General features: G+C 50.8%; 21 protein-coding genes. 19 read left to right on the top strand and 2 right to left on the bottom strand.

Annotated features, from left to right (window positions below):
* Window positions 1-34: 34 nt before the first annotated feature.
* From AC1DF0_RS28235 to AC1DF0_RS28145, 19 genes are all read left to right on the top strand, one after another.
* Entirely contained in the window at window positions 35-904 is an 870-nt protein-coding gene (locus AC1DF0_RS28235; protein WP_477576716.1) for an ABC transporter permease, read from the top strand.
* Window positions 905-1,006: 102 nt separating this feature from the next.
* Window positions 1,007-1,888, top strand: a complete 882-nt coding sequence (locus AC1DF0_RS28230; RefSeq protein ID WP_477576714.1) for a C45 family peptidase — start codon at window positions 1,007-1,009, stop codon at window positions 1,886-1,888.
* Window positions 1,889-1,923: 35 nt separating this feature from the next.
* A complete protein-coding gene (locus AC1DF0_RS28225; protein ID WP_442049681.1) occupies window positions 1,924-2,673 on the top strand; it encodes an SDR family NAD(P)-dependent oxidoreductase in 750 nt (249 codons plus the stop codon).
* Between the two features lie 41 nt (window positions 2,674-2,714).
* Window positions 2,715-4,262, top strand: coding sequence for a PucR family transcriptional regulator (locus AC1DF0_RS28220; protein WP_442049680.1), 1,548 nt, complete (start codon window positions 2,715-2,717; stop codon window positions 4,260-4,262).
* Window positions 4,263-4,476: 214 nt separating this feature from the next.
* Window positions 4,477-5,493, top strand: coding sequence for an ABC transporter substrate-binding protein (locus AC1DF0_RS28215; RefSeq protein WP_477576711.1), 1,017 nt, complete (start codon window positions 4,477-4,479; stop codon window positions 5,491-5,493).
* Between the two features lie 31 nt (window positions 5,494-5,524).
* Window positions 5,525-6,886 (top strand): amidohydrolase family protein, encoded by a 1,362-nt coding sequence (locus AC1DF0_RS28210; protein ID WP_477576709.1) that lies wholly within the window; start codon window positions 5,525-5,527, stop codon window positions 6,884-6,886.
* A 37-nt stretch (window positions 6,887-6,923) separates the two neighbouring features.
* Complete coding sequence (locus AC1DF0_RS28205) at window positions 6,924-8,138, top strand: aromatic ring-hydroxylating oxygenase subunit alpha (protein ID WP_442049677.1); 1,215 nt, start codon at window positions 6,924-6,926, stop codon at window positions 8,136-8,138.
* Window positions 8,139-8,169: 31 nt separating this feature from the next.
* Window positions 8,170-8,976, top strand: coding sequence for an alpha/beta fold hydrolase (locus tag AC1DF0_RS28200; protein WP_477576707.1), 807 nt, complete (start codon window positions 8,170-8,172; stop codon window positions 8,974-8,976).
* A gap of 28 nt (window positions 8,977-9,004) precedes the next feature.
* The gene (locus AC1DF0_RS28195; RefSeq protein WP_477576705.1) at window positions 9,005-10,351 is read left to right on the top strand and encodes a RidA family protein; all 1,347 of its coding nucleotides are present in this window, start codon (window positions 9,005-9,007) and stop codon (window positions 10,349-10,351) included.
* 48 nt (window positions 10,352-10,399) lie between these two features.
* Window positions 10,400-11,128, top strand: a complete 729-nt coding sequence (locus AC1DF0_RS28190) for a maleate cis-trans isomerase family protein (protein WP_477576703.1) — start codon at window positions 10,400-10,402, stop codon at window positions 11,126-11,128.
* 32 nt (window positions 11,129-11,160) lie between these two features.
* Window positions 11,161-12,429 (top strand): amidohydrolase family protein, encoded by a 1,269-nt coding sequence (locus tag AC1DF0_RS28185; RefSeq protein WP_477576701.1) that lies wholly within the window; start codon window positions 11,161-11,163, stop codon window positions 12,427-12,429.
* A 188-nt stretch (window positions 12,430-12,617) separates the two neighbouring features.
* Complete coding sequence (locus AC1DF0_RS28180) at window positions 12,618-14,372, top strand: cache domain-containing sensor histidine kinase (RefSeq protein WP_442049672.1); 1,755 nt, start codon at window positions 12,618-12,620, stop codon at window positions 14,370-14,372.
* Between the two features lies 1 nt (window position 14,373).
* Entirely contained in the window at window positions 14,374-15,162 is a 789-nt protein-coding gene (locus AC1DF0_RS28175) for a response regulator transcription factor (protein ID WP_442049671.1), read from the top strand.
* A 111-nt stretch (window positions 15,163-15,273) separates the two neighbouring features.
* Entirely contained in the window at window positions 15,274-16,608 is a 1,335-nt protein-coding gene (locus AC1DF0_RS28170) for an extracellular solute-binding protein (RefSeq protein WP_442049670.1), read from the top strand.
* A gap of 108 nt (window positions 16,609-16,716) precedes the next feature.
* A complete protein-coding gene (locus AC1DF0_RS28165; RefSeq protein ID WP_477576698.1) occupies window positions 16,717-17,598 on the top strand; it encodes a carbohydrate ABC transporter permease in 882 nt (293 codons plus the stop codon).
* 16 nt (window positions 17,599-17,614) lie between these two features.
* A complete protein-coding gene (locus AC1DF0_RS28160) occupies window positions 17,615-18,499 on the top strand; it encodes a carbohydrate ABC transporter permease (RefSeq protein WP_442049669.1) in 885 nt (294 codons plus the stop codon).
* A gap of 471 nt (window positions 18,500-18,970) precedes the next feature.
* Window positions 18,971-19,375, top strand: coding sequence for a DUF2569 domain-containing protein (locus tag AC1DF0_RS28155; RefSeq protein WP_442049668.1), 405 nt, complete (start codon window positions 18,971-18,973; stop codon window positions 19,373-19,375).
* Between the two features lie 22 nt (window positions 19,376-19,397).
* Window positions 19,398-20,552, top strand: a complete 1,155-nt coding sequence (locus AC1DF0_RS28150; RefSeq protein ID WP_477576695.1) for a stalk domain-containing protein — start codon at window positions 19,398-19,400, stop codon at window positions 20,550-20,552.
* Window positions 20,553-20,556: 4 nt separating this feature from the next.
* Window positions 20,557-20,748 carry a hypothetical protein gene (locus AC1DF0_RS28145; RefSeq protein ID WP_477576693.1) on the top strand — a complete coding sequence of 64 codons (192 nt, stop codon included), beginning with the start codon at window positions 20,557-20,559 and terminating at the stop codon, window positions 20,746-20,748.
* A gap of 353 nt (window positions 20,749-21,101) precedes the next feature.
* Here the strand turns inward: AC1DF0_RS28145 and AC1DF0_RS28140 are convergent, their stop codons facing one another.
* A complete protein-coding gene (locus tag AC1DF0_RS28140) occupies window positions 21,102-22,112 on the bottom strand; it encodes an ABC transporter substrate-binding protein (protein ID WP_477576691.1) in 1,011 nt (336 codons plus the stop codon).
* A gap of 179 nt (window positions 22,113-22,291) precedes the next feature.
* Window positions 22,292-23,932 (bottom strand): AraC family transcriptional regulator, encoded by a 1,641-nt coding sequence (locus AC1DF0_RS28135; protein ID WP_477576690.1) that lies wholly within the window; start codon window positions 23,930-23,932, stop codon window positions 22,292-22,294.
* Window positions 23,933-24,010: the final 78 nt, after the last annotated feature.

Here is a 24,010-nt window from a genome sequence, read left to right as displayed (position 1 = left end):
TGCATCATGATTCCAGATACGGAGAGGAGTAAGAATGACTATGGCTGCTAATGAATCGTACCTATCGAGTTCTCCGTCCGAACAGCTCGTGGACACTGGTAACAGAACGTGGAGAGATAATCCCGTGATTCGTCTCTTGCTGCAGATGGCTCCGCCAATCGTTGTATTTATCGTTGCCATCGGTGCATGGGAATTGATCGTATCGCTCGCGGGCACACCTTCGTACCTGCTGCCAAAGCCGTCGGATGTGTTCGTCGCGGCGAAGGATAATTGGGGCAATCTTCTGTCTTCGGTCTCGACGACGGTGCTGGAGTCCGTGCTGGGATTTGCGATCAGCGTCGTACTCGGCATCGTATCGGCCATTCTATTGTCATTATCCAAGTTGATTGAAAAGAGCTTCTATCCTTACGCGATCATCCTTCAGACAATCCCGGTCGTTGCGATTGCGCCGATCATCGTGATTTGGCTTGGTGCAGGGGTTAACGCCATCGTTATGATTGCATTTGTCATTAGCTTTTTCCCGATCCTATCGAATACGCTCATTGGTTTGAATTCGACCGATACGAATATGAAAAATCTGTTTCACCTATACAACGCATCGAGGCTGCAAACGATCATTCGCCTCCGTATTCCTGCGGCGCTTCCGTATATATTGGCGGGCTTGAAAATATCCTGTTCGCTCGCGGTTGTCGGCGCCATCGTTGGTGAATATATTGCGGGAATCGGCGGAGGCAACGGCGGGCTAGGCTACGGTATTACGATTGCGGCAACACGGTTGCAGACGCCCTATTTATTTGCTTGCGGCCTCTCGGCGTCGCTACTCGGCATTGTGTTCTATTTGCTTGTTAATGCGCTATCGAATCGACTGCTCAGCTCATGGCATGAATCGGCGATGAAGTCCTAGCATTAACATTGCCTTCCTTAAGAGAGAGTGGTCTTATGTCGACTAACATAAGTCTGCTCTCTTATGTATTTATGTACTGATTCTCATTTTAGTGGAAAAAAGGTGACTGCGATGTGTACGACTGGTGCGATTGTTATCAACGGTAATGACGGCAAGAGGCGTGTCTTTGGTTTCAAAACATCCGATTCGCCGTGGACGGGCTTCTGGCATGGCCAGTTGAACGGGCCGGGCGGCTTTGATTCGTTAGCTTACGGCCTCGTGCCGCAGCAAGGCGTGAATGCCGGGATGAACAGAGCTGGACTGACGCTTATTAGCTCTTATTTTGATTATGTAGAGAATGATCGTGGTGCGCAATCAACCGTAGATTCGTCTTTCGCGCCAGCGGTGATAGATAACCCGCATTGGGGCGGGGATCTTCGGGGTATCGTGCAAGCCGAGGTGCTTAGCAAATGTGCCGACGCTCCAGGGGCAAGGCAAATATTCGAGCAAGCCTTTGCCGATGTTAACGCGCCGGTTGGCGGTAATCATGTCATCGCTGACGCTAGCGGCTTCATCTATGTTTTCGAGCACTGCAGAGGCAAGATGGCGCTGCAGGATGCATCCGATGCAGGATTCGTTGCGCGAAGCAATCAATCCTTCCTGTTGTTCAAGGAGGAACAGAGGTGCATGGCGGAGACCACGCGCAAGGATCGCGAGCAACGATTGGAGCAAGCGGAAGGTGTGCTCGCCGAGCTGAAGCGGAATGAGGGGGATATCACTTCTGCCGAAGTCATTGATCGCTTGAAGCAGCTTGTTTCGATGCATCGGGGGGCGGGAGATGAGCCGGGCAGCATATGCGCGCACGGTTTGGTGAAGGGGCGGTCGAATGCGGCTGAGCCGCATGAAACGATGAGTGGACTGCTATGGGATATAACGGGTCGAACGATGTTTTACACGATTGGCCATCCGTGCCGCTCCGAGTGGAAGGAACTGCGTTTCGCGTAATCATACACACCTTATAACGGAAGAGGGAAATTCTAATGAACGTCACCTACAGCTATTCAGGAAAAAAAGTACTCATAACCGGCGGTGCGTCAGGAATTGGTCTCGCTGCAGCTAGGGCATATGCGGACAGCGGGGCTGACGTCGCTGTGTTCGATAAGAAATTCGAGACCGAAACGAAGGAGGGGCGTCTCTGGCGAATTCCTGTTGACTTGACGGACTCATCGCAGATCGACGCTGCCTTCGCGAAGCTGGAACGGGAGTGGGGTGCACTGGATGTGCTCGTCAACAACGCGGGCATTGAGCTTGTGGCAGGGCTTGAAGATATGGCCGAAGCAAGCTGGGATCTTGTGTTTGACACGAATATTAAGAGTGTCTATCTATGCAGCAAGGCGGCGATGCCATGGCTGAAGGCGTCGAAGGGCAATATCGTCAACACGGCATCGCAGCTTGCGGTTGTTGGCGCAAGTTCGTTCACCGCCTATACGGCAGCGAAGGCGGCGGTTGTTAATTTCTCGCGGAGCCTTGCGCTTGAGACGGCTTCGTCGGGGGTACGCGTGAATGCGATCTGTCCGGGAGCGATCGATACGCCGCTGCTGCGCAGGCAATTCGCAGGCGGACAGCGCGGTCCGCAAGGAACGATCGAGGATTTGATCGCCATGCATCCGCTTGGCAGGCTGGGCGATGCGAAGGAGATTGCCAATTGCATTCTATTCTTAAGCAGCGACGCGGCATCGTTCGTAACGGGAAGCGCGATGTTCGCTGACGGAGGTTATACGAGTTTCTGAGGATTCAATCGCAACTAGGCTTGGGGGTGAGAGGGATGAACATGACCGTCGAACAGGCACTATCCATCTTTCCTCTTCAGCATGGAAAACTTGTTGCTGGAGAGGCTGGGCTCACGCGAGTTATTCGCTCCGTTAACGTGATGGATGCGCCGGATATTGTGAATTGGCTGAAATACGGGGAAATATTGCTGACATCGGCTTTCGTGTTCAAAGGTTACCCGGAAGCGGCGATTGATCTCATTCGCCGGCTGCATGCCGGTGGATGCTCGGCGCTTGGCATTAAGCTTGGACGTTATTGGGAGGTCATTCCCGGTCATCTTATCGAAGAAGCGAATGAGCTTGGCTTTCCTCTCATCGAGCTGCCTTACGAATATACCTTTTCGGACATGATGAAGGGTCTCTATACGACGTCCCTTGGTGAAGAAGTGAAGGGGCTCAATCTTGTTCTTACGAAGCAGAAGAGTCTCATTCAACTCGCCTTAAGCCAGTCTGCGGAGCAGGATGTGTACAATACGCTGTCGGATATTCTTGAATATCCGGTAGCGGTTATTAGCCGAAGCGGCCATTTACTGTTCAATACGAGCGGCTGGGAGGAGTCGTTCTGGCGGCCGAGACTCGCGACTGCGCAAGGGACGAGATGGTGCGGCTCGCAGGAGACGAGATATTTTCAAATTCCGCTGCAGCAGGGCGATGCGTTGTACGGTTATTTGATGGTCGTACCGGGCAAGTCGCAGGTGATGAAGGATGAGGACGGCGTGTTCGTGCTCGCCGGCGACTTGCTGTCGCGCTACATGGGAAGGAAGAAACGGCAAGGCGAAGGGGAACGGGAGGAATGGGTAACCGATCTTCTGATGTACTTGCAGAGTCGCGCGCCGCTGGCTGTTCTGCTCTCGTCGCTTGATAAATACGGGATTGCGCTGCCGCTTGATCAATACCGCTGCGTGCTTGCAACAGTGAATGACCAAGAGGTGGATGCGTTCTGGGATGTGCATGAGAAGCTGGAGTTCGCGCCGGAGCTGGCTGCCTACAAAGGAATTCATATCCCGATCGGCAAAACGATTCTGTCGCTCTATTCGTTAGCGTCGTTGCCGGAAAGCGAGAATAGAGCGCTCGGAGAATGCTTGGCGGCGCTGTTCGGCGGTCCCGGCTCGGAGCGGTTGCAGCCGAGGTTCTACATGAGCAGAATCAAGAACCAAGCGTCGCAGCTGAAGGATGCCTATGCGGAATGCGTCAATACGCAGCAAACCGTTCAGCAGACCGAGATGCCGGGGGCGGTATTTTATGACGAGGATTTAGAAGTTTATCGCCTGCTGCAATATATCCCTGATGATGTGCTGGCTTCCTACAGCAGCAAATTCCTTGGCCCGCTACAGCATTCGGAAGAGATGATCCGTACGCTGGAGCTATTCCTGGAATATGACGGTCAGATCAACGAGGTAGCAAAGCGGATGTTCGTTCATCGCAATACGATTGCCTATAGGATGGAGAAGATCAATTCGCTGCTGCATATCGAGTTTCGCAATTTTAATGATATTTTGAAGCTGAAGCTTGTGTTCTGGCACTACAAGAAACATAAAGAAGAAGCTTGAGCGTGTTTACTATTAATATATGATATGCAATCGCCATTATGTAAACTTACCTAACTCAAAATATATCATTTTCACAAATGGACCCCGTTATTTTTATGAAAATATAAAAAACACTGTAAATCGATTGTTTCAAACGGTTCACTCCAACATAATGGTGATATGAAGTTAGATTATCTAACATTAAACTAACAAGAGGATACGGAGGAGTAACCAGATGAACAGAAAACGCAGTCTCGCTCTTATGGTGTTGTTATGTGTATCGATCGTACTATCGGCTTGCGGCTCCAACAACGAAACGAATAATGCTGCGAATGGAACGAATGACGGAGGCGCGGAACCTGCGGCTCTAAAGAAGATTACGCAGGTGACGAACTGGTTCGCCGAAGCGGAGCATGGCGGTCAATACGCGGCTTTGCAGCAAGGCTTCTACAAAGAATCGGGACTAGAGATGACGATTCAATCCGGCGGTCCGCAAGTTTCGGGCGTTCAACTGGTTGCCTCGGGCAAGGCGGAGTTCGCCATGGCGCATGCCGACGAAGTGCTGATGGCTCGTGCGCAAGGTATTCCGGTCGTAGCGATTGCATCGGTGCTCCAGACGAATCCGATCGCCTTCATGTACCACAATGAGAATAAGCTTGCTCAGATCGAGGATCTATCGGGTAAGACGACTTACATTTTGCCGGGGCAGCCGTTCTGGAACTATATATTGAATACGCGTGATGTGAAGGGCGTGAAGGAAGTTGCGTATACGGGCTCTATGGCGAACTTCATCAATGACAAGTCCTCATACACGCAAGGGTATGTAACGAATGAATCGTATACGCTGCAGCAAGAAGGCGTTGACTTCGGCAGCGTGTTGATCGCCGATGCAACGGGCTATAACCCTTATGCTTGCATGCTTATTACGACGGAGAAATATATGCAAGAAAACCCCGAGATCGTTAAAGCGTATGTCGATGCATCGCTCAAAGGCTGGAACTTTTACAAGGACAATTACGAGGAAGTGAATCCGTTCATTCAAACCTATAATCCGGACGCGACGCTGGAGTGGTTGAAGTTCGGCGCGGAAGCGGCGATAGACTTGATCTGGACGGGCGATGCGGCGGAGCATGGCGTAGGCTACATGTCGCTTGAACGGTGGGAGACGCTGGCGAAGCAAATGTTCGAAGGGAAAGTGATCGAGAAGGAGCTTGATGCAAGCAAGGCGTTCACGACGGAGTTTATTTCATAAGTGCAGGATCTAGATTGCGGAGGCGATGAGAATGGAGAACGAGACACGGTTAATTGCAGGCGGAATTGTGCTGACGATGAATAACAACGATGACATGCTGACAGACGGCGCAGTTCTTGTGGAGAACGGGAGAATTGCCGATATCGGACCTTCTGCGGAACTGCTAAGCAAGTATGCAGGGGTAGAGGTATTGGATGCCGCAGGCCAAGTGATTATGCCGGGTCTCGTTAATCTTCATCTTCACTCCGGCCTGATTAGAGGGACGGCCGAGGACCTGCCGGTGTTCGAGTGGCTGCACCGGTATGTCGATCCGAAGCATCGCGCCTTGCAGCAGGAAGAGGCGTACGCGGCTGCGAGACTCAGCTATGCGGAAGGAATTAAGTCGGGAACGACGAGCGTGCTTGATATGTACCGTCACGTTCATCGGTGCGCCGATGCGGCTGACGAAATAGGAGTGCGTGCGGTGTTCGCGCCGTATGTGGCGGATCGTCCGGGCTACGATTATTTTGAAACGCTGGAGAGCAATATTCGGCTGATCGAGGATCGGAACGGGAGTGCGCAGGGGCGGATTCATGTATGGGTTGGCCTGGAGCATTTATCGTATTGCACCGAGGAGGCGTATCGCGAAGCGGCGAGAATTGCGGAGAAATGGGACACCGGCATTCATACGCATGGCGAAGAATCGATCGAGATGGCGAAGGAAGTGTACAAAAACTACGGCAGATGGCCGGTGGAGCTCTTTTACGACCGGGGTATTCTAGGTCCGCGCACCGTTCTTGCCCACTGTGTATGGATGCAGGAAAGCGAGATGGAGTTAATGGCGAAGACGGGTGCGGCCGTAGCGCATTGTCCTGTCAGCAACCTGAAGCTTGCATCGGGGATTGCACCGATTCACGAGATGGCGGAGCGAGGCATTACAATCGGCATTGGTACGGATGGGGTTAAGGAGAATAACAATCTCGACATGATGGAGGAAATGAAGTACGTTCCTCTGCTGCAGAAAGTTAGGCATTACGACGCGAAAGTGATGAAGGCGGATAAAGTGCTGCGAATGGCGACGATAGACGGAGCGAAGGCGCTCGGACAGGATGGCGAGATTGGCTCGATCGAGCTTGGCAAGAAGGCGGACATTATAACGGTCGACTTCCGCAAGCTGCATCTGACTCCGGTGCTGACGCAGACATACAACAATATTGTCAGCAATCTTGTTTACTCCGCACAGGGCAGCGACGTGCAAAATGTGATGGTAGACGGCAAGCTGCTGATGAAAGACCGCGTCCTGACAACGGTGGATGAGGAGCAGGTGAGGCAGGCCGGGCAGTATGCAGCCGAGCAATTGCTGGAGCGGCGGGAAGCGTTCATTCCCGAGCAGTACAAGTTCCACGGCGTTTAAGCGTCCGTAGAAAAAAATGAGCCTTGGAGGGACTACTATGAAAAAATATAAACCATCAGAAACCGTTCTATCTATCTTGGAAGACATCGCACCATCCTTGCTAGAGACGAAGGAAGCCCGTTCCATGCCGGCAGAGATTTATACCTCCGAGGAATTCTATCAATTCGAGAAAGAGGCAATCTACTATCGCGAATGGTTATGCGTAGGACGAGTAGACCAAATTCCGAACGTGGGCGACTACTTTACCATTACGATTCAGGACGATCCGCTTATCGTCTCGCGCGGCAAGGACGGCGGCATCTATGTCATCTCCGCGGTTTGCCAGCATCGCGGTCATCTTGTCGCTGAGGGCAGCGGCAATTGCAAAAACTTCCGTTGTCCGCTGCACTGGTGGACCTACGATCAGACGGGAGAGCTGGTGTCGGCGCCGGAGATGATCCGCATCGAGCCTTTCGATATTTTGCGCCATGACCATAGTCTTCCGCAGTTGAAGACGGAAATATGGAACGGATTTATTTTCTGCAACTTCGATAAGGATGCTGAGCCGCTTGCTCCTACGCTTAAGAAGCTGGACGACGAGATGAAGAACTATAACGTGAACGACATGATTGCGATGCCGTTCGTAGATGTAGAGGATTGCAAGTGGAATTGGAAAATCATGATCGAAAGCTCGCTAGAGCCGTACCATACGACTTATTTGCACAGCGGTCCGCATGACTTCGCGCCGGGCAAGCTTGCCGGATTCATCGACTTTGAGGACGGAGACGGACAAGTGATGCACCCAACGGGCTTCACGCATGAAGGTGCGGGCTTCTCGCCCGATCAGAAGGCGATCTTCCCGATCATTCCGACCTTGTCGGAGGAGCAGCGCAGCAAGATGACGATTGCTGCCGTGCCGCCTATGCTGACGCTTGGTTTGCTGCCGGATCAAATCTTCTGGAACATTATATTGCCGCAAGGACCGGGTCAAATTCTGTTCCGCGCAGGGCTCTGTTATCCGAAGGAAACGACGCAGCTGCCTGACTTCGAAGAGCGCTACAAGCTGGCTAATGACAGTGTGATGGAGATAAATGAGCAGGATCTTGCTGCGAACGCGGCGATTCAGAAGGGGATGTATGCGAGACTTTCGAGCCGCGGCCGTTATGCGGCGCTGGAACGTACGTTGCCTCAGCTTAACCGCTGGCTGGCGAAGCGATACAATTCCTATTTGAAGGAACACAAAATTACGGTCAAAGGGCTTGAGCATGCATGAGCATCATGTTGAATCTGKAGGTAATCGCTTCATGGATGAGAATGGATTCGCCTATGAGTCGGTGAAGATTCAAACGTTGGACGGCGAGCTTCGTTATATCGTATCGGGAGACAAACAGGCGCAACCGATTGTGTTCCTGCATGGCATCACCGAGTACGCGAAGTCGTTCCTTCCTGTCATGAAGCTGATGCCGAAATCATTTTATTGCGTTGCGGTCGACTTAAGGGGCAGAGGCGAATCGTTCAAGCCGGAAGAGGGTTACACGCTTCGCGATTATACGAATGATCTGCTTGCCGTTATGAACAGCTTGTCCGGCCATGCGCAGCGGCCCATTCTAGTTGGTCACTCGCTTAGCGGCCGGATAGCAGCGGCGTTCGCAGCGGAACATCCGCAGCTGATTAGCGCGATGGTGCTGATCGATCCGCCGATCAGCGGTCCAGGCAGGCGGCCTTTTCCACCGCCGCTGTCTCGGTTCACTGGGCCGAAGGAAGCGATTGAGGCAGGTGATATGGAGGCTTTCGAAGCCTTTTATGCGAATACGAAAATGGATGTGTCGCTGAAGGCGGAGGAGCTGCGCGCATGTGCGATGCCGGCGATCGTGCAGTCGTACCGATCGATGAATGTCGAGCCGTTTCATTCGCATTATAGACGAATAACGACAAGGGCGCTGCTTCTAGCTGCGGAGCTGTCGCCGCTCATTACGAATGAGGAGCTGTATGAGCTGCGGCAGATGAACGCTTACGTGAAAGTGAAACGATTGCCCGGTATCGGTCATGAAATTTACAAGGAAGATCCGAAGCTGTTCGTGAGCGAGGTTCTCTACTTTCTAGATGTGTAAATGTATAGAGAATGAGAGGCGATCATAAATGTCGATTAAAGAAATTTGGCCGGAAGGCATGCCAAGGCCGGCTATTCCATATAGCCCTGCTGTGAAGGCCGGCAACTGGCTGTTCATATCCGGGCAGTCCGCTTCGGACTTGACGAGCGGAATTGCGGAGGAGGCGCAGGTGCATCCTTCCTTCCCGTATTACTCCGATCCTGTCGCGAAGCAAGCGGATTATGTGTATAAGCGAGTGAAGGATATCGTTGCGGCGGCTGGATATTTGCCGGAGCATATCGTTCGCGCGAATCAATGGTATGTAACGGATATGAAGCGTGAGGGTTACCGAATTGGCGATCTGACTGTTAACAACAAGCGGTATGTCGAAAGCAAGAACCGTTATTTCACGAAGCTTAGTCCGCCAAGTACGGGGATTGGCGTGCGTCAGCTGCTTGTTCAAGGGGCTCTGTTGGAGGTCGATTTTACCGCTTTACTGCCGGAAGAGTGGCAAGTGCTGGAGAAGGTATCTGCGCCGGATGTCGCGAAGCCTGGACCCGGATTTGCCGAAGGCGTTAAGCTTGGCAATTGGGTGTTCCTGTCGGGGGATATTCCAACCGATTGGCAAGGGAATTGGGGAGCGCCTGGGCAGGAAGGCGAGATTACTTCGCTTGCGCCAGATGCAAGGACGAATGGACTGTTCTGGGGCGATCTTCCGATCCGGAAGCAAGCCGAATATTTGATGGATAAGCTAAGCAAGGTAGCCAAGGCGGCAGGAACGAGCCTGGATATGGCGGTTAAGGCGCATGTGTTTCTGGCTGATCCGAATGACTTCGTTGGTTTTGAAGACGTATGGAGCAAGTATTTTCCGGACAAGTTCGAAGCGCCGTCGCGCACGATTGTGCCTCATGTTGAGCTGGGGGCGAAGGGCTGCCGGGTGGAAGTATCGCTTGATCTGCTGCTGCCGGAAGCGAAGCATCTGCGCCAGCCGATTCGCGGCGGGTGGACGCCGAAGAGTCACGAGTCCGCGGCGATGCGGGCTGACGACCTCGTTTACATTAGCGGCTTAATGGCAACGGCGCCGAACGGCCTGGCGGCGGAAGCTTCGCTAACACCCGGTCTTCCCTACTTCGGGCTCGCAGGCAAGAAACAGATGGCGTTCATTATAGCCAAGGCGAGAAGCATTTGTGACGCAGCAGGCGTACCGCTAGAGAAGGCGGTTAAGGCGAATCTGTACTTCGCCGATTTGGGTATGTATGCCGGCGCCATGGAGGCTTGGTCAGAGCTGTTCGCCGGAACGCATAAGCCGGCTGTTACTGTCGTTGAGGTTAACCGTGAACTATGGGTGCAAGGCTGCGGCATGATGGTAGATTTCGTTTTGTATGATCCGCAATAGACAAGTTGCCTGATAATAGATTTGATTCCCGCTTGGGAGGTTGCAGATATGATTAAGATTGGGATGCTTACGCCATCTTCCAATACGATACTAGAACCGATAACTTATCGGATCATTGCTGATATTCCGGACGTTTCCGTTCATTTCTCGCGGTTCGTCGTCAGAGAGATTGCGCTCTCTGACAAGGCGAACGACCAATTCCGCGATGAGCCGATGCTGGCTGCCGCCGCATTGCTTGCCGATGCCGACGTCGACCTCATCGTCTGGAACGGCACTTCCGCAAGCTGGCTTGGCTTGGAGAAGGATCGTAAGTTATGCGCCATGATTGAAGCAGAGACGGGCATTCCGGCTACGACTTCGGCGCTTGCGATTATAGAAGCGTTCGAAGCGTTGGGCGTTAAGAAGCTAGGGCTCGTAACGCCTTATACGGCGGACGTTAGCGGCATGATTCACAAGCAATACGGCGAGCTTGGATATGAATGTCTAGTTGAGCGTATGAGCGGCATTTCCGTAAATAAGGACTTCGCTTACGTGCCGGAAACCGGTATTCGCATAATGATGGAAGAGGCTTCGGCTGTGGAGGGCGTTGAGGCGCTCGCGGTCGTCTGCACGAATTTTCATGCGGCTTCTATGGCTGCCCAGCTTGAAGAACAGTTCGGCGTGGCCGTCATCGATTCCGTCTCGGCTACCGTATGGCATAGCTTTCGCAAGCTAGGCATTGGCGCTCGAGGAGTGCCGCTTGCGGCGAAATGGGGCAAGCTGTTTCTTTGCAGCTAACAATTAAAACGAGCGTGCCGGGGGAAACAACTATGGACTACGACATTTGGGTTAGCGGATACACCGATCCATTCACCGGAGAGCTGCGCGATCTTGGCGTGAAGGACGGAATCATAACATATAATGGCCGTTTCTATGATGGCGTGAAGCATACGGTTCGTGCGAAGGAAACGGTAACTGCGGCGGGCAGGCTAGTGCTGCCGGGGTTAGTAGAATCGCATATCCATTTGGATAAGGCGTTTCTGACGCAGCGAATGAGCCGCGAAGCGGACAGCTTAAGCGATGCCATTGGCATGACTGCGGCGCTTAAGAAAGATTACACGTTTGAAGACATCATGAGGCGCTCGGTTGCCGTCATCGAGCGGAGCATGCAGGCAGGCGTTACGCATCTGCGCTGTCAGGTTGAGGTTGATTCGATCATTGGTCTGCTTAGTATGGAGGCTGCGTTGCAGTTGAAGGAGCTTTATCGTTCGCTTATGACGATTCAGCTTGTTGTCTTTCCTCAGGAGGGAATCTTCCAGCAGGAGGGGACCGAAGAGCTGATGAGGCAAGCGGTCTCTATGGGCGCTGATGCGATAGGCGGCATTCCGTACAACGATACGGATGCGCGCGAGCATCTAGAATGGATATTTAAGCTGGCTGGGGAAACGGGTCTGCCTGTTGATCTTCATGTTGACTTCTCTGATGATCCTTCGCATCGCACAATCGTCGATATTGCCGACTTGACGATAGCATACGGCTTGCAGGGAAGGGTGACAGTCGCGCATCTGACGTCGCTTGGATCAATGGAGTCGGACGATGCGAGGGCTATTGCTTTCAAGATGGCGGCTGCGGGCATCCATGTCATAACGCTTCCCGCAACGGACCTCTATCTAAATGGCCGCGGTGACTCGTATAAACCGCGCAGAGGTCTTACTCCCGTTAGATTGCTGCTGGAGGAAGGGGTCAACGTGTGCTTCGGTTCGAACAATATTCGCAATGCGTTCACGCCGTTCGGCAAAGGCGATCCGCTAGACATTGCGTTGCTGCTGGGACAGACGGCATATATGGGTACACGGGCAGATGCGGTTCTGCTGCTGGAGATGTGCACGACGCGGGCGGCGAAGGCGCTTAACCTCGAATATGGCGCGCTCGCTTGCGGCTCCGCTGCCGACTTCCTTCTGACAGGCGCAAGCGATATTTGCGATCTCATCTACGACCGGACGCCTGAGCGTATCGTTTGGAAAAATGGGCTTCGTACCGCCGAAACCGCACTAAACAAATTCGTCATTTCACCTGAGCCGATCGTCAGGCGTGCTTAACACACCTATCACTTCAAGAGCGAGAAAGACGCAGAGATGCGTCTTTTTTTGTTGTTAGCATTTCATTTTCTGCTCTTAATTGTGTATATTAAGTTTCAAAACAATTAAGAGGGACTGAAGCTGTCACCTGGATTTCACCGCTGGTTTGAACGGAGATTGGAGTGTGTCGATTGAATAGGTTTGTTTTTATGAATAAGTTTAATGCGCTGAATACGCTGCGCAACCAGATTTTTCTCGGATTCATGGTCGTTATGGTTATTGTGCTCGCTTCTGTCGGCTTGTTTACGTATGATCAGGTGTCGGTCCTGCTTCGCAACAATGCCGAGAAGCATATCCAGCAGACGGCTGTGCAAGCATCCGGCAAGCTGGATGCGCTGCTGATGCAGATTGACACGCTGACTGCGCAGGTAGCGACGAACGCGACGATTCAACGCTTGCTGACGCAAGAGGTTGAAGGGCGGAAAATCAGCTTCGAGGAGCGACAATTGCTGCAGCAGGAAGTGCGCAAGTATACGCCTTATGCGACTGGCATTCAATCGCTAGAGCTGTTCACAACAGACTATCGGATGCTTTTGCCGCTTACGGACATGAGTTTGGACAGCCGAGTGTCGGAGGAGTGGATTAGGCTTGCCGACGAGGGCAAGGGGAGGCTTGTGTGGTACGGTTTGGATCCGCGATATCCGAATGTCGTTATTGGGATCCGGCATGTCCGGCTGATCGACAAGTCTTTCTCCCATGCCGGGTATTTGATGGTCCATATGGACAAAAGCTACTTCGAGCTGACGGACTCGGAGCAGGAGGGGGATGACGATGCCCGCGAATCGATGGGACTTGTGGATGCTTCTGGTCAAGTCATCGCATCCGATTTCTCGAAGAAGCTCGATATCGGCTCGATGATCGAGCAAGGTGAAGAAACGGTGCAGATCGATGAAGAGGAATACATCGCGGTGCAGAAGAAGTCGGAAGAAACGAACTGGCGGATCATTATCTTAACGCCCGTAAAGTATGCAACGGAAGGCATATCGATCTTGCGTACTGCCATTATCGTATCCGTTATGGTGGGCGGACTGCTGTTCCTTATTTTCACCTTTATCTTATCGACGATGATTACCCGGCCTATCCTAAATCTCATCAAAGCGATGCGCATTGCGAAGCTTGGGACGCTGAAGCCGATCGACGTATCGACATCCTCTATGGAGATTAACGAGCTTAACAATACGTACAACCAGATGGTTGTTTCGCTGAATGAGTTGATAGAGGTCGTCTATCAGAAAGAAATCATTCAAAGCCGAACGGAGCTTAAGGCGCTGCAGGCGCAGATCAATCCCCACTTTTTGTTCAACACGTTGGAAGCGTTCTATTGGGCGCTTGATGAGAAAGGGGAAGAGGAGCTGTCGCAGGTTGTCGTGGCGATGTCGGGACTTTTCCGGTATGTAATCGCCCGTCCAGACGACGATGAATGGGTAACGATAAGCGATGAATTGGATCATGCGGAACGTTATCTCAAAATCATGGACATGCGGCTTATCGATCGATTGTCCTGGCAGATCGTTGCAAGCGATGCTTGTCGCAGGACGCCAATTCCGAAGCTTCTTGTCCAACCGTTAGTGGAAAATGCGATTTTGCACGGAGTTGAGCAGCGAATTGGACCTGGAACCGTCGAGATTCAAGTGATGCCATCCGTTCGCACGGGCTACACGCGAATCGAAGTGACCGATAACGGTCCGGGTATGGATACGGACAAGGTTCAGCAGTTGTACGCGTCCATGCAAAGCGGCATCAACCGCTCCGCCAAGGGGAATGGAGTCGGAATTGCCAACGTGGACCGAAGATTAAGGCTTTATTATGAATCGGATACGGAGGGACTCGTCATTCGCAGCGAGAAAGGCCGCGGGACGACGATTGCTTTTGATATACCGAATGAATATGGGAGTGAGAGCTAATATGAAAACGATATTAGTCGTAGATGACGAACCGAGAACGAGAGAAGGTATTCGCAAGTCGCTGGAAGCTTGGGCGGCAGGCCGATACAAAATCGTAACGGCGGCAAGTGGTGTTGAGGCGTTGGAGTGGCTAGGGGAAAATGAAGCGAATCTGCTCATAACGGATATTCGCATGCCCGAGATTGGCGGTCTTGATCTCGTGGAGAGAGTGAAGGGAATGGAGCGCCCGCCTGTCGTTATTATTATATCCGGTCATCCAGAGTTCGATTATGCGCAGAAAGCGCTGCAATTTGGTGTAGTGGAATATTTGTTGAAACCACTGGACAAAACTAAGCTTGTTCAAGCGGTAGAGCTGGCGCTGAAGCGGGAAGAAGACATACATCGGGTCGAACGAATGGAGCGGCTCGTGGATCCGAAGCTGATGGAGACGGTCCGTCAAGGCAAGCAATACGGCTCGCAGGTGCAAGAGGCTATACAGTTCCTTGACAATCATCTTCATGAGCCGATCTCCATGCGCGATATTGCGGACCATCTCCATATGAACGCCAGCTACTTCAGCGTGCTGTTCAAGGAGCAGACGGGACTTACGTTCAGCGAATATTTGACGCGCAAAAGGGTGCAGCGGGCGAAGGAGCTTCTGTCTGGAACGAGGCAGACGATTGCCGAAATTTCCGATCAGGTCGGCTACCAGACGGCCAAGTATTTTGTGAAGGTGTTCCGCTCAATCGAAGGGATGAGCCCGGGACAATATCGTAAGAGCGTCGCGCATTCGGAAGAGACAATCCAATAAAAGTAGAACTTTTCCCAATTCACATAGCCTTACCACGTTGCAGCCGCGTTGCTACAATTATTTTGAAGCAATACGAACCAACCAAACACCAATAGAAAAGGGGTTGTAAACGTGTTCAAAAAGAAATGGTCTATCACGCTCATGACGACGCTTTGCCTGGCAATGGTAGCTGCAGGCTGCGGCAACAATGGTAATAATGGCGCTAACAACGAAGGCTCGACTAATGGGGGCTCTACTGAAAGCGATTCCAAGAAAGTAACAATCAACTTCATGCATTTATGGCCAGAGGGTGTATCTGCCGGTCAAAATAAAATCGTTAACCAAATTATCAAGGACTATCAAGCTGAGCACAAGAACGTAACCATCAAGCAAGAGGTATTGGATAACGAGCAATATAAAAACAAATTGAAAGTGCTTTCAGCTTCCAACCAGCTTCCTGACGTAGGCGTAACATGGGCAGCCGGCTTCCTTCAGCCTTATGTTGAAGGTAACCTGTTCACTCCGGTTGACGATGTGCTGGGCGGCGAGCTGAACGGTAAATTCGTAGCAGGAACGACAGAAGCTTATGCTATTGACGGCAAAACGTATGCGCTTCCGCTAGAGTTCAATATTGCTCCAATCTACTACAACAAAGCGATCTTCGAGAAATACAAGCTTGAAGTTCCGCAAACGTATGATCAATTCAAGCAAGTTGTAAAGACGCTTAGCGACAACGGCGTAGCGCCGATCGCTCTAGGCAACAAAGATCGTTGGACAGGATCGCTGTGGTACATGTACATGGCTGACCGCTTCGCAGGTCAAGAAACATTGTCCAAGGCAATCAAAGGCGAGACATCGTTCACAGACGAAAATCTGATGAAAGCTGCAACCGAGGTTCAATCGCTCGTTGACGGTAATGCATTCGTGAAAGGCTTCAATGGCCTATCGAACGAAGAGGCAAAATCCGAGTTCACGAACGAGAAAGCGGCTATGTATCTGATGGGCACATGGGAGCTTCCTAACTGGACGACAAACGCCGACATTCCCCAAGAGTTCCGCGACAAGGTTGGATTCTTCAAGTTCCCTACTGTAGAAGGCGGCAAAGGCGACATCAACAGCTGGGTAGGCGGACCGGGCGTAGGCTTGTTCGTTGCTGAAAACTCCAAAGTGAAAGAAGAGTCCAAAGCTTTCGTTGAATACTTCGTAACGAAGTGGGGCGAGCAATCCGTAACCGGTGCAGGCGTTATCCCGGCTACGAAAGTAGACACATCAGCGCTTGAGCTTCCGCAGCTTTACATCGACTTGTTCAACGAAATGAATCAAGCAAGCAGCATTACTTTGTTCGCAGACGTTCAAATGCCGGCTAACGCAGCTGAAACTCATCTGAACATGATTCAATCGTTGTTCGGCAAAGCTGTAACGCCTGAGAAGTTCGCGCAAGAGCATGACGCTGCCGTAAAGAAATAAGCGGTCGCACAGACAGCAAGGAAACTTGAGGGAGCTTAGCTTATCCGGCTGCTGCAGTCGGATAAGCGGCCTCTTGCGTTATGACCCAAGAGAGAGGAGTCGGCCGATTTGGATAAGGTAATGTCGAATAAAAAGATGATCGCACTGTACGTTCTGCCTTCCCTAATATTAATTTTGGCTATTGTATACATTCCAATCGTACTGACAGGTTATTACGGCCTTAACGAGTGGAACGGGATCGGAGCTATGAAGTTTATTGGGCTGGACAATTACAGCGCCCTCATTCAAGATAACAAGTTTTGGAGCAGTGCAGGGCATTCCCTGCTGTTAGCCGTGTTTTCGGGTCTCAGCCTTATTCTCTACTTAGTTGTTGCTATGGTATTATCCKCACGCCTCAAAGGGGCGAACCTGTTCCGCAAAATTTATTTGATTCCGATGCTTTTGTCTTCGGTTGCGATCGCGCAACTTTGGCTCAAAATTTATCACCCAACCAACGGTATTATGAACAGCTTTCTAGAATCTATTGGGGTCGCTAATCCTCCCGCATGGCTGGCAGAGCCATCGCTTGTATTGTTCGCTCTGTTCATCCCGATTCTATGGCAATATGCGGGCTTCTATATTCTGATCTATTATGCAGCGCTTAAGAACATCCCGACATCGCTGGAAGAAGCGGCGAAGATCGATGGCGCGAATGCGTTCCAAATTGCTTACAAAATCAAGCTTCCGCTCGCCATGGAAGTTATTAAAGTGACGATCGTGTTATCCGTAGTCGGCTCGCTGAAGTATTTCGATCTGATCTACGTCATGACGGACGGCGGACCGAACGGTTCAAGCGAAGTCATGGCCTCTTACATGTATCACGAAGCATTCCGTGCTTATGACTTTGGCTACGGAAGTGCAGTAGGATTCTTCCTGCTCGTTATTTGCTTAATCGCTACATGGATCATCCGCAAGCTGACCGTTACGAAAGATACGATTCAATATTCATAAGTAAGGAGGAAGCCTCATGACGAGCACAACCGCTGGACAACTTGGCGGCGTATCGAAGGAAAAGGGTTCAAGCTTCGCGCTTAAGCTCGGATACGCGCTGTTATATATGGTGTTGATTGTCGTTGCCGCATTGCAGCTGTTTCCGCTAGTATGGCTGCTGTTTTTCTCTCTTAAGAGCAATCAGGAAGTGTTCAATCTTCCTCCGCTGTCGCTGCCTACGAACCCGCGCTGGGAAAACTACAGTAAGGTATGGAGCGCGGGCAATATCGATACTTATTTCTTGAATAGCGTTTGGATTACGGTTGTGGCAACTGCGCTTACTGTCGTGCTTGGCAGTCTCGTGACTTATGCCATAACAAGAATGAAGTGGAAGGGCAGCTCGCTTGTCCTCGGCCTATTCATGGTTGCGATGATGATCCCTGTCCATTCGACGCTTATCCCGCTATTCAGCATGTTCAATAAGGCGGGCCTGATCGACCATCCGCTGTCGCTCATTCTGACGTATGTCGCATTCAATATGCCGATTACGATCATGATCTTGCTCGGGTTCTATTATGCATTGCCGCGTGAGGTTGAAGAGGCGGCGGTCATTGACGGATGTTCGGTCAACCGGATGTTCTTCCGGATCGTATTGCCGATGACAGGCTCCGTTATTGCAACCACTTCAATTATTAACATGATTTATAACTGGAACGAGTTTATTTTCGTCAATACGTTCATTAGCTCGGATTCCTACAAGACGCTTACAGTCGGCGTACAAAACTTTATCGGCCAATACACGACCGATTGGGGCGCGATTGGCGCTACTCTGATGATTAGTATTTTGCCGATTCTGATCGCATTCCTGTTCCTTAGCGACCGCATCGTTGAAGGTATGGCTGCAGGTTCGGTTAAGGGGTAAGTGAAAAACAAGGATATGGATAACCTGGTTGTCTTCCGATAGGGAGGGCGGCCGGGTTATTTTTTTGCGGACAGCAGTGACCTTAATAGTACATTTTTTCGCCGTTCTCCATTCTTACGGACACACTGGGCTCTAACGGCAGCATACAGTATTGGTTTGTCTGAAAAAGGAGTTGTTAAGCTTCCCTCGGTCCGCAACTTCGTGAAATGATGAATATTTTGTGTTTAAGCATCCTTCGTGTCCGTAACTTGGGCTTTTTTTTATTGTTAGTAAAGGAAATGAAAGGAAATTACATATTTAGCGCGAATAATGGTTAACAGGATAAATGAATGTACTGGGGGATGTTGAGGGATGAATGATTTGGAGAATCGGGATGTAGGAAGGCAATCTAGCGAACCAAAGCTTTTACCGTTAGGCGTTAAAGGTTTAGCTGGGTGGCTTGTTTTGGTGCAAATCGGACTGTAATTAACTATGATTACGCTGCTTGTTCAAATTTTTCGCGTCAACTTGCCGGCGTTTGAACCAGATACCTGGGGAGTGTTGACCTCGAAGGACTCTGAGCTCTATCACGCTCTTTGGGGGCCGATTATCGTGTTCGAAGGCGCATACAATATTGCGTTCTTGTTGTTCTGTATTTTCGTACTGGTGATGTTCTATACCCGTAAATCCATACTGCCGAAGCTAATGATTATTTTCTACAGTGCCAGCCTTGCGGTCGGTATTATAGATACGATCCTTGTTTATCAAATTCCGCTTGCTAGAGAAATGGAGACGGGCAGCTCGTTTACCGATATTGTTCGTTCAGCAATAACTTGCGCGATCTGGATTCCCTACTTCCTTAAATCCGAGCGCGTGCAGAATACGTTTATTAAGTAATGAGACTTAGGAGGATGAAGATTTGTATTCAAACTATGTTATGAAATCAATGAAATTGACGTTGTTATTTGTTTTACTGCTTACGTTCACAGCACTCCAACCTGCGTATGGTCAGGGAAACTCATCGAAGGCGATTGCGATATTCATCGACGGTAATCCGCTGCAGGTGAAGAAAGAAGCTTTTGTGGAAGGGGAAAAACTGTTTATTCCGTTGAGAGCTGTTTTTGAACAGATGGGATGGGGTGTTGAGTGGGAGGATAAGACGATTTCTTTATCGTACCAATCCGCTGATCTTATTGGTTTCCATACTGCTTTATTTGTAGGGGACATAGAGAATGACGACGAGTACATGAGAATCATCAAGGGATCGACCTATCTGGAGTCCAGTCTTTTTATCCAAATGTCGAATGCGGTTATTGATTTCGATCAAGCTGCGAATCGTCTTACTATCAATTCAGGAAATCCGGCCGAGGGCATACCTGGGGTGGAGGAGGAGCAGGAGAGGCCCGAACTTACCGAGGAGGAAAGCATGGCGGTGAACTTCGGAAAGTATGAGGTTCCTCCGACGCTGAAGGCATTGATAGACGTGGAAGCGGAGCTGGCCAAAGAAGGCTATGAGCTTTGGAATGTGGTAGGTTTTTATCCTTCGCTTGGACATAGCGGATATTTTAATTCGCCTGTCGATGTGGTTACGTTCGGCTGGACAGGGGGCGACGGGGAGCATTTTGGATTTTTGACCGACTTCGGGTTGGCTGTGAATCTGGAAGAGGCGCCGATTGTGATGGTGTCGCCAATGAATTTCGATCAGCCTGCGGTAGTTGTTGCCAATAACATTCGTGAGTTTATGCGAATTGTGATGAAAGACCCCTCCCTGCTCTTCATGGGGTATGAGGATGAACAGGCTTATCTGCAAAGCGAACGCGAAATGTGGGAAGAGTTAGAGCGCGAGTACGGTATCGAGGAGATGGAGGAGGACCGGTTGGAGAAGCAAGCTGTTGTTCAAAAGCTTGAGGAAACGCTTAAAACCGCCGATCATCGAAGACGTGTATCGCTACTCCGAGAACGTTGCGTTAGAAAGGGAGAAGTCGATAGTCGTTCCGACGATGGACAAGCTTGGTGTGACGAATGTTGTTCCTTCCGATGCAGGAAAGCTTCTTCCTCCTTTGGCGGTCGATGAAGAGATGATGGCGAGTGAGCTGACAAGGCTGCTGGAGCACGCAACGTATTCGCAAAAACTAGCTTTGATCCGGGATGTTAACTTGGGTCCAATCGACTATGACGATGAATTTATGGAAACCTTGACGGACGCAATGGTAGATATGGGATTGCAGGATGAGGTTGCAAGATTCCAAGCGATGTATTCTTATTACTGATGGTAAACAAGAAGATGAGTTTGGTCAGTTGATCCGACAGCTCGTCGGAGAGCTGCTGGGAAGTTAGGCAGCTTTCTACACGTTAACGGACACAGGCGACTCTAAAGGTAACTTTCTAGACAAAATTGGCTGCTTACGGACACAGATGACGCTAACTGCCGATGTTGATCGTTCAAGAGGCTATTTTCGGTTCGATAGGTGCAACGGAGTCCGCAACGGTTGTATGTAGCTAATGATGCAGCAGTTAGGGTCACCGGAGTCCGTAATGAACCATTCTAATGTATCCAGAGAGTGGCGAGATACAAACGAAAGAAGGAAGGCCTAAACAGGCCTTCCTTCTTTCGTTTAATATGTTATTTTCCTTGACTAACCAGCCATTCAGCAAGCTCTTCCGTTTGAGCAACGACAGCAAGCGGGTCATAATACCACGAACGCGCTTCAGGCCAAACGTAGAAATGTCCGTTCTTTATGGCAGGAAGCTTGCTCCAGATCGGGTCAGCTTGGAAGTCCTCAAGCGTACGCGTATTGGAGGTCATAATGACATAGTCTCCAGCGTACTGGTCGAGCAGCTCGGTTGATATTTCCGCCCACTGCTTCTCCATGATTTCGTCCGCGACTGCGGCAGGCGGTTTGCGTCCTAGAGCCTGATATACCGGTTGGCCGCCGCGCCCGAAGTTGTCTCCGTATACCCACGTCGACTTGCCGCCGTCCTCCATGATGGCGAAGGAAGCTTCAGCTGGAATAGCGGCATCGACTTTGGCTTTGGCTGCGGCTATCCGCCCGTCATACTTCTCGAGCCAAGCTTTTGCTTTATCTTCCACACCTAGCAATTCACCGAAATAGGTCAACTCTTCATGCACGTTTTTGAGATCGCCGTAAGGAATAACGACAGTTGGTGCGATTTTGCTTAGCGCCGCGTAGCTGTCGGGATTGCCGGTAATAATGAGATCGGGATCGAGAGTAATAATCTTTTCCGCGTTTTGTTGGCCGTAAGCTCCCGTATCGGTAACGCCAGTCAGCGAGTCTTTAAAATAGTAGTTTTCCAATGTAAGTCCCGGAGCGCCCACTGGAATGACTTCCAAGGCAATCAAGCTGCCCAAATATTCCTCGGCCACAATCCGTTTGGGGTGGGTCGGTATTTCGATATCGCCATTTGCCGTCTTGACGGTTTTGACGGTTGGTTCTTCGGGTGCAGCATCTTTTGGCGCATCTGTTTGAGCAGCCGGAGCGGTAGTTGCGGCATCGTTAGCTTTATTGTTGTTGCTTGCCCCGCAAGCGGAGACGACAAGCATCAAGATGAGCAGCAGGGAAAAAGTAAAGAGCGTGTTGCGCTTGCTGTAGAGCGAGTTGTGAGCAGAAAACAATGTGTTATCCTCCTTGTGTATAACGATAATCATTATCAGTTACACTTTACAGCGTAACCGATCATATGACTATGGCTTCAAATGATGTCCGTTCATGCATATTTGTGACCACATAGGAAAGTTTAAGTTCGCTAAAGCGAAAGCGAGTCGGACTTTCCTATTGGAGAATAAACCAACCTTTAAACGCGGTCGCTCATCTTCGAAAGACCTCGATAGAGGTTTATCTCATGTGGCGTTAAGGCATGCAAGAGCTCATGAAGCTGCGCCTGCGTGGAGAGAGGGTCGTATCCATAAAAGAGTTCAGGCTCATTCAAATAGTAGACTCTGTTATGCTTAACCGCATCTAAGCTTCGCCATTTGGGAGAACGGAGCAGTCGGTCAAAACGAAGCCGGCTATCCGGACAAGAAGGCATCGAGGTAAAGATGATATAATCGGCAGGGTAGGAAGCTATAGCTTCGATATCAGCCTCTATATAGCCTTTGGCGGCAATTCCTTGCTCCAATAGCTTGCCAGGAGGCTGAAAGCCGAGATCATCGTATAAGATTTGGCAGCCTCTGCCGAAGCTGCTGCTGAAGCAGTAAGCTGCATGCGAGCCGATCTCCCATACGATGGCGGTGCCTCTGGCTCCCAAATCGCGGTCCAACCGATGATTGACCACGTCCATCATTTGATCATGTTTAGCCAGCCAGTCCTCGGCTTTTAGCCGTTTATTCACGATATCGGCGATGAGAAGGAACTGATCTCGCCAACTCATCGTCATGAGAGGAAGCTCCATGACCGGTGCGAGCGGAAGCAATGATTTATTTACCTCGGCATTGCTATAACTGATAATCAGATCGGGTCGTACGGAGGCTAGCGCCTCATAATAGGTGGCGGGGGTATGGATGTACGGGTTGAATTTTTGTCGGCTTTTCATTTTTTTCTTGCTGTGGAGTTGCTCCAGCCAGGATGTATAGACGCCAAGCTCGGGGGTAATGTCCAAAGCGATCAGACTGGCCGTATGGTTGGAATCCAGCGTGACGATATTTTTGCGCGAGTGTCGATAGGCCGTTGGAGACAGTCCGACCGACTGCTTGAATTTGCGACTCAAATACAACCCTTCCTTATAGCCGACCTGTAGAGCCAGCGTATTCAAATTCGGCGTGCCGATCAAGAGTAGTTGTTGAGCGCTGCGAATTCGCAGCAAAGTAAGATGGGCATTGAAGGTTCGGCCTGTGTGCTTCCTGAACGTGCGCGAGAAGTGCTCGGGACTGACGCCAGCCTGCTCAGCCATCTGCTCCCGTGTAAGCTCTTCATTATAATGGGCGTCCATATAATGAAGAGATTGATCGAACCAAGAATGGGAAGGCTGCTGTCTTGCTGCAAGCTCCTCACTTAGCCCTTGCAGCAATTGCGCAAACAGCTGCTGCGCTTGGAACGGGGAGCTAAGCTGCGGTTCCATCCAAATATGCTTAAACTCCCCGGCGGGCCTTAATAGCCCGGCAGGAACACGCTGCAAAGGAATCGGATGATGCAAGCCTTCGGGGCTGGAACCTTCTGGAGTCAAGCAACGGTACTCGATCCCGATACCGCGGAGAGGGGAGCGAGACTCTACCCGCAGCTCCATCTGTGTTAGAACATCGGATAGAAATACGGTGCCGCGGGAAAGATCATGCTCATGCCCATCGACGAGAAGGGCGCCCTCGCCGCCCCATACGATGAGAATGATAGCGTTCGGCGATACGTAAGGGACGACGAGATCGTCTATTTCGAATAGATTAACAGGCATATAGAAAGTATGGGAGGCTGTAGTTCTCCCTTTATTAGCAGCAGCGGTCATAGAGATCACGCTCATTTCTCAAATTCGGATTAAAGTTCATTGGATGATTTTTGTACAAAAATAGAGTGACACATTTGT

This window comes from Paenibacillus sp. 05T425 (assembly GCF_056396205.1).
The sequence above is the reverse complement of the archived record's forward strand: the minus strand, read 5'-3'. Positions and strand labels throughout refer to the sequence as shown.

Coding starts and splice junctions, on each gene's coding strand:
- AC1DF0_RS28195 (WP_477576705.1), top strand. CDS start 9,005: ATGTCGATTAAAGAAATTTGGCCGGAAGGCATGCCAAGGCCGGCTATT.
- AC1DF0_RS28160 (WP_442049669.1), top strand. CDS start 17,615: ATGACGAGCACAACCGCTGGACAACTTGGCGGCGTATCGAAGGAAAAG.
- AC1DF0_RS28215 (WP_477576711.1), top strand. CDS start 4,477: ATGAACAGAAAACGCAGTCTCGCTCTTATGGTGTTGTTATGTGTATCG.
- AC1DF0_RS28135 (WP_477576690.1), bottom strand. CDS start 23,932: ATGACCGCTGCTGCTAATAAAGGGAGAACTACAGCCTCCCATACTTTC.
- AC1DF0_RS28180 (WP_442049672.1), top strand. CDS start 12,618: ATGAATAAGTTTAATGCGCTGAATACGCTGCGCAACCAGATTTTTCTC.
- AC1DF0_RS28220 (WP_442049680.1), top strand. CDS start 2,715: ATGACCGTCGAACAGGCACTATCCATCTTTCCTCTTCAGCATGGAAAA.
- AC1DF0_RS28185 (WP_477576701.1), top strand. CDS start 11,161: ATGGACTACGACATTTGGGTTAGCGGATACACCGATCCATTCACCGGA.
- AC1DF0_RS28155 (WP_442049668.1), top strand. CDS start 18,971: ATGATTACGCTGCTTGTTCAAATTTTTCGCGTCAACTTGCCGGCGTTT.
- AC1DF0_RS28190 (WP_477576703.1), top strand. CDS start 10,400: ATGATTAAGATTGGGATGCTTACGCCATCTTCCAATACGATACTAGAA.
- AC1DF0_RS28145 (WP_477576693.1), top strand. CDS start 20,557: ATGATGGCGAGTGAGCTGACAAGGCTGCTGGAGCACGCAACGTATTCG.
- AC1DF0_RS28225 (WP_442049681.1), top strand. CDS start 1,924: ATGAACGTCACCTACAGCTATTCAGGAAAAAAAGTACTCATAACCGGC.
- AC1DF0_RS28210 (WP_477576709.1), top strand. CDS start 5,525: ATGGAGAACGAGACACGGTTAATTGCAGGCGGAATTGTGCTGACGATG.
- AC1DF0_RS28175 (WP_442049671.1), top strand. CDS start 14,374: ATGAAAACGATATTAGTCGTAGATGACGAACCGAGAACGAGAGAAGGT.
- AC1DF0_RS28200 (WP_477576707.1), top strand. CDS start 8,170: ATGGATGAGAATGGATTCGCCTATGAGTCGGTGAAGATTCAAACGTTG.
- AC1DF0_RS28235 (WP_477576716.1), top strand. CDS start 35: ATGACTATGGCTGCTAATGAATCGTACCTATCGAGTTCTCCGTCCGAA.
- AC1DF0_RS28205 (WP_442049677.1), top strand. CDS start 6,924: ATGAAAAAATATAAACCATCAGAAACCGTTCTATCTATCTTGGAAGAC.